Source organism: Phocaeicola coprophilus DSM 18228 = JCM 13818 (assembly GCF_000157915.1).
GTDB classification, from domain to species: domain Bacteria; phylum Bacteroidota; class Bacteroidia; order Bacteroidales; family Bacteroidaceae; genus Phocaeicola; species Phocaeicola coprophilus.
Window position 1 is genome coordinate 77,962 of sequence record NZ_EQ973631.1, and the last position, 3,470, is coordinate 81,431.

Annotated in this window: 1 protein-coding gene; it reads right to left on the bottom strand. The window is 43.1% G+C overall.

Translation table 11 applies throughout. The features are described 5' to 3' along the window. Positions 1-42: 42 nt before the first annotated feature. Positions 43-3,009, bottom strand: a complete 2,967-nt coding sequence (locus tag BACCOPRO_RS00740) for a SusC/RagA family TonB-linked outer membrane protein (protein ID WP_040311022.1) — start codon at positions 3,007-3,009, stop codon at positions 43-45. Between the last annotated feature and the right edge of the window lie 461 nt (positions 3,010-3,470).

Genomic DNA, 3,470 nt, shown 5'->3' on the forward strand with positions numbered 1-3,470 from the left:
GATTTTTATTCGTATACCAATCTTTTATTTGTATGGTGTTCATTAGAACGTTAATTCAGCGCCAATAGCGAACTGACGGGTGTTCGGATATACTCCTAACTGCAAGTTAGAGTCAACTTCGGGGTCTGCTCCCTTATATTGAGTAACGGTCCACAAGTTACGTCCTACACCGAAGATACGTACTCCCTTGATAAAGCCAACCTTCTTCAGCAAAGGTTTGGGGAGAGAGTAGCTGACGGTTAAGTTCTTCAGACGCATGAAAGAAGCGTTTTCCAGCAAGTGTGTATCGAACTGACGAGCAGAGTTGGCTGCCGGAATATCTGTGATCTGTCCCGGAGTTGTCCACATATTAGCCATTTCAACTGACTGGTTCAGCTGTCCTACGAAGTTGGGGTTTTCTACGAAGAAGCGGTCATTGTCGATCAGGTACTTACCCAGCATGAATGAGAAGTTAGCGTCTACGCTGAAGCCCTTCCATGAAATACGAGTATTGAAACCTCCTGCCCATGGTGCATACTGGTTCTTTCCGGTAAATACAGCATAGTTGTCCGAATATTCCTTGGTTTCGTTTCCTTTATCGTCAAGCCAGATCTGCTGTCCGTCTTCCGGATCCACGCCGACCCATCTTACATAGTAGAAGTCACCAAGAGATTCACCTACCTGATATTTTACACCTGTGTTAGGAATTACATATTCGTCACGTCCACCGAAGAGTTCTGTGATCTGGTTCTTGTTGTAGTTGATGTTTCCGGATACGCTCCAGTAGAAATCTTTGGTATTGAAGATTTCATATTGTACAGAAGTTTCGAAACCACGGTTGTACATACTTCCGATATTTCCCCATCCGGAGCTATGTCCTGTAGTATAAGAATAAGGGATGGTCATCAACATGTCGCTGGTAACTTTGTTATAGAAGTCGATGCTCAGATCCAGACGGTTGAACATGCGTGTGCTGATACCGATATTCAGTGATTTCTGTTTTTCCCAAGTCAGATCATCGTTCTGTACACTTGAAATACCGAAAGAAGAGCCACCCTGATATTTACCTACTCCTACCAGACCTAATGACGGATAATAAGGATCGCCACTGAATGCAGAGTTACCAGTTGTACCGTAGCTGACTTTGAAACGTAAATCGTTCAACCATTCAGCGTCTTCCATGAAGCTTTCTTTCTTGATGTTCCACATAGCTCCAACAGAGAAGAAGGAAGCCCAGCGGTTGTTCTTTCCGAATACAGAAGAACCATCTGTACGGAAGGAAAGATCCAGGAAATATTTTTCTGCATAGTTGTATTCACCACGTGCGAAGTAAGAGTTCATAACTTTCTTCTGGATGCTTGCACTGGGAGCTTTCGGAGTTGTACCATGGCTCAACAGTGTCAGACGGTCATCGGTGATACCTTCAACACTTGCACCAAATGAACTTCCATCGTAAATGATAGCTTCCTGACCGATCAGGAAAGTAGCGTTATGTATTTTATCTACATCAAATTTATATTCGGCTGTATTGGTGAATGTCATGGATGAGTAGCGCTGGAAAGATTCGCTGGCTGATCCGGAATAGTTATTGAACTGAGCCGGAAGCTGTCTGTAACGATATCTGTAGTCGAATGCATCCAGAGCCTGTGAAGCACGGATTGTCAATCCTTTCACCGGAGTGAGTTCTTCGAACATATTTCCGTACAAGCGGATCTTGTTCTTTTCTGCAGGCTGATTTTCCAACAGATAATACGGGTTCCACAAACCAAGTACATCCAACAAGTCTTTGCGGTCTCCATAATGCCAGTTGCCGTTTCCGTCGTCAACGATTTCATACGGAGTTTCCCAGGGGAGAGCCCAGCGGCTCAAGGTTGCTACGTTGTACCAGCTGTTACCAGTTGTAGCAAAACCATTAGTTTCAAAATCTTCATAAGAAAGACCGAGGTTAACTCCGACGCGCAACCAGTCGAATACTTTTGTATCAATGTTACTTCTCAAAGTTTCACGTTTCATACCTGATGCCGGTTCCACACCTTCCTGATCGTAGTGGCTGGCAGAGATGAAGTAGTTTGTATTTTTAGAAACACCGGTGATGCTGGCATCTAATTGCCAGGTCGGTGCGTTGTCTTTCAGGAAATAATCTTGCCAGTTGGTATTAATACCCATATCCATGTATTGTTTGATGATGGATAAGTCGGCATTGGGAGCAATGGTTTTCCACAAGTCATAGTACTGACTGGTACTCATCATTTCAGTTGTTGGCAAAGCCGGCTGTGAGAAACCGTATTGGCCTTTGATGCTGACAGTCGGTTTAGCACCTTTTCCGCGTTTGGTTGTAATTACGACTACACCGTTGGCTGCACGTGAACCGTAGATAGAAGTAGAAGAAGCATCCTTCAATACGGTTACGTTTTCGATATCGCTCGGGTTAATAGCCGTGAAAGCACCACTTGAGATCGGGGAGCCATCAAGGATGAACAGCGGTTCAGTAGATGAATTGATAGATCCGACACCACGCAGACGCATGCTGACACCTTCGCTCGGTTCACCGGAAGAAGTATAAACTTGCAGACCGGCTACCTGACCTTGCAAGGCATCTGCAAAGTTGGCACTTGGGCGGTTCTCAATCTTATCTGATTTGACAGCTGCAACAGAACCTACGATAGATCCGAGTTTCTTGGCTGAGCCATAAGTTCCGGTCACCAATACTTCATCCAGAATTTCTGAAGTAGCTTCCAACTTAATGACTAAGTTGCTCATGTGTCCTTGTCTGATTGTGAGCTTCTGAGTTTCCATTCCGATGAATGAAATAATCAGGTGCTTAGCTGATGAGGGGGCATTGATGGTGAATTTTCCGTCCAGATCGGTTACTGTTCCAGTATTGGTTCCTTCAATTTGAACCGTAGCTCCGACAATTGGTTCATTGTCTTCTGCGGACAAAACGCGTCCTGTGACCTTGGACGATTGTGCCATTACCATTCCTATACTAAGGAATAGACAGGTAAGCAAAAGCATTACTTTTTGTTTCATAGTTTCTCTTATTATAAAGTTAATGATGAACGCAAATATATAATATAATTTCATAAAAATAACTCTTAAATGCAAAAAAAAGCTATCAATTGTTTGATAAAATGGTGTTACCTTGTTTATTTATGTTAAGCAACATAAAACTTTATGTTTTTGGACAGAACTTTGCGCAAGTTCTGTTTCTTTGTTTTATAATCGTTACCGGGAGTGAGATTGGAATTTGAGAAAAGAGAGTACTTAAAGGGAAGTGAAAAAGTAATGTATTGCCTGATAAAAGACAGAGCCACCCCTGTATCACACGGAGGTGGCCCTTATTACATTGTTTATTAATGTAAGGTTAAGTTAGAGAGGTTTCATTGTATTAATATCCTTCATTCTGCTGTCCTTTGATTTGCGGGTTTGCATCGATTTCATCTTTCGGGATCGGCCATACCCACATGTGATCACTGGCATCCTTGGTCAGG

Excerpts from the sequence above, each read along its gene's own strand:
- BACCOPRO_RS00740 (WP_040311022.1), bottom strand. The coding sequence starts at position 3,009 with ATGAAACAAAAAGTAATGCTTTTGCTTACCTGTCTATTCCTTAGTATA.